We start from the raw sequence: 1,751 nt of genomic DNA, 5'->3' as shown, positions 1-1,751 counted from the left end.
GACCCGGATCCGCGAGTAGGAACTTTTTGACTGGGGCGTGTTAAACCGAACAAGTGCCCCCTGAGCTGGGAAAATAGTAGTTACGACACCAAAATTTTCCAGACAGAAAAGGACACCTGTTCGGTGGCAATCATACGCGGCACAAAACATGGCAAGAAGTCGGGCGCGCGGGCGAGGAAGCGGGCCCGAGCCCGGCGGGTGCGGATCGGCGCCCCGGACGATCGGCTGACGCCGGCAGCCGGGGTCGAGGCCCTTCGGGAAGTGGACCGGGTCCTGGGCATCACGGCGGCCCTGGATGCGGGGATCGGGCCGGTGAAGGACCGCGCCCGGGGCCTGACCGGCGGCGAACTGGTGCTCTCGATGGCCTCGGCGCAGCTGGCCGGGGAGGACTTTTTGGTCGGCCTGGACCGGCGCCGGGCCGATGCGGCCGGGCAGGGGCTGGAACCTGTCCCCATCCCTGCCTCCACGACGGCGGCCGGGATCGCCAGACGCTTCGGTGACGACCAGCTCCGCGGGATCGAGACCGCCATCGGGGAAATCAACACCGCCATGGTGTCCCTGTTGCCGCTGGTGCGCCGGGCCACGTTGTTGAAGGTCGCCACGATCGACGGGGACGCCACGGACATTGAGGTGTACGGGCGCAGCAAGCAGAAGGCGGCGCACGCCTACACCGGGGCGCTGACCCTGCGCTCTCACATCGGGTTCTGGGCCGAAGCCGGCCTCTCTCTGGCGGCGGAGTTGATGGGCGGGACCGAGGACCCCCGCAGCAACGCCATCGATATTCTGGACCGCTCGATTGCCGCCCTGCCCCAAGGAGTGGAGAAGATCCAGTGCCGCTGGGACGCCGGCTACTTCGCCGCCGAGCTCGCCGCGGCCTGCATCGAACGCGGGGTCGACTTTGCCATCGGCGTCAAGCGGACCGGGAAGGTCATGGCCGCCGCCCGAGGGCTGGGCCGGTACACCTGGGTCCCTGCCGTGGGCATGGAGGACACCGAACTGGCCGCCATTGACTACCTACCCGGGCCCTGGCCGAAAGACGCGGGCATCACCTGCCTTGCCCGGCGGACCCGCATCCCGGTGGACCGGATCCCCACCGCCCGGGCCCGCAAGCGCCGCACCATCGACAAAAACCAGCTCACCCTGGCGCTGGAGGGCCGCATCGATGAGGTCTACGGCTACTCCTTCATCCTGACCAACCTGGATGTCTCCGACGAGGAGAAACTCGCCGAGGTCGAGTTCTGGTACCGGCACCGGACCGACATCGAGGAACTCAACCGCAACGCCAAACACGGCACCGCCCTGCGCCACCTGCCTTCCGCGGACCACCGGGTGAACAGTGTCTGGATGTGGGCGGGCCTGCTCGGCTGCGCAATCAGCTCCTGGCTGCAGGAAATCACCGGCCTCGACCACGGCAACGGGCGCGGGCGACGCACCGTGGCCCGCCTCCGCCGGGAGCTGATCCGCGTCCCGGCCCGCATCACCCGCCGCGCCGGCGAAATCCAGCTCCGCCTGCCACCGGGACCCCAACTGCTTGCCACCGTCCTGCCGGCCCTGCAAAGGCTGCCAGCCCCCGGCTGACGCTGCCGCCACTGTCCCGCCATCATGAGAGAGACCATCCGAGACGTCGTAGGAGTCTCCGCCCACCCGGCACGACAGCCGGGCCCTTGCTATGCATGGGACCTGAAATCCGCCGAAATTTCCGCCCAACCAGGATTTCCGCCTCAAAGAACCACTACTCGCGGATTCGGGTC

General features: G+C 68.1%; 1 protein-coding gene. It reads left to right on the top strand.

Annotation, left to right across the window (positions count from 1 at the left end; genetic code table 11):
- Positions 1 to 123: 123 nt before the first annotated feature.
- Positions 124 to 1,578 carry an IS1380 family transposase gene (locus tag EJC77_RS20205; RefSeq protein WP_164520515.1) on the top strand — a complete coding sequence of 485 codons (1,455 nt, stop codon included), beginning with the start codon at positions 124 to 126 and terminating at the stop codon, positions 1,576 to 1,578.
- Positions 1,579 to 1,751: the final 173 nt, after the last annotated feature.

It is taken from the genome of Specibacter cremeus (assembly GCF_003946885.1).
GTDB lineage: Bacteria > Actinomycetota > Actinomycetes > Actinomycetales > Micrococcaceae > Specibacter > Specibacter cremeus.
The sequence above is the reverse complement of the archived record's forward strand: the minus strand, read 5'-3'. Positions and strand labels throughout refer to the sequence as shown.